Raw genomic sequence first — 1,051 nt, 5'->3', positions numbered from 1 at the left:
CACACAAATAAAGGGAAAATAGTGTCTGAATCTTCGATTTTTTGCCGTTTAAACCCAAGATGGGCAAATATCAGCAGTTATTCAGACCTTCCTTAGATCAAACGTTCGTCTGCAGCCATAAGTATCGAGCAAGCTCTCTCCATACCCTTCACGACTCATATCGATACCTGCTTGAGTCAGGGTTTGAATGATTTGATTCGTCATATCAGGGATAGTTTTGAGGATTTCAGCCAGTCTTGAGCGACACTTTTCGTCTTGCAGGCTGGCGACTGAAAGCCGATGGGCGACATCGTTCCTGATCGATTTGAACAGCATTAGTTGCTGTCGAATTGGCTGTCGAATAATTCCCAAACGGAAACACAACTCAATTTTTGCCGAAAAAGAACCGAGTGGAGCATACGCCCCATCAAGCAGGTCATCCTTTCTAGTGGAAGGACTGAGCAAAAATGCCTTCAAAATCTCGCCCAAGCTCTCATCTAATATGGACGCTGCAACAATGACTGCGCCGCGATCACTCTCTTTAGAAATCAGGTCATAATAGTCAGAGAGTAACTCAGCTGCTTCTGGGCCCGAAAATTCTGACATATCACCTCTTCGAGTTAACGCTGAGCACAGCGGCGACCTTGGAATGGCGACGAAGGAGCCATGGAAAGGGCGTCCGGCGGCCATCGGCCGCGTACTGCTGCGACTTGTTAAGGGCCTGTTCACCCTTGGTTTTTATTGGGCACCCAATGCTGAATGCCAACTCCCGATACTGTGTGCCAGCTTGACCCATTGCGCCAGGAACCAGGCCACCGAGTGAGCGGAAATTACCCGACGATTACGCCGGATTGCCCCGCGACCTGAACTCCAAATTACCCGCCGAAACCGTTGCCAAACTGAGGGCTGTTTTCTGCCTGCCGGCAACCTGCCAAACCGCGGCCAAACACCAAACCAAAGAACACCGGAGCAAGGCCTTTAATCGGGATAGGGAGGCACCTCACGATGCCCCTCCTCCCACATCACCGGGCATACGGATCACGTACCACGGCGATTCAGTGACTTGACTCAA

General features: G+C 50.6%; 1 protein-coding gene. It reads right to left on the bottom strand.

What is annotated here, in order from left to right:
• Positions 1–81: 81 nt before the first annotated feature.
• Positions 82–585: a hypothetical protein gene (locus tag ACSSVV_RS21015; protein ID WP_023012148.1), complete on the bottom strand. Its 504-nt coding sequence runs from the start codon at positions 583–585 to the stop codon at positions 82–84.
• Between the last annotated feature and the right edge of the window lie 466 nt (positions 586–1,051).

Source organism: Marinobacter sp. MBR-105 (assembly GCF_053628895.1).
This window is presented reverse-complemented; position numbering and strand designations above follow the sequence as displayed.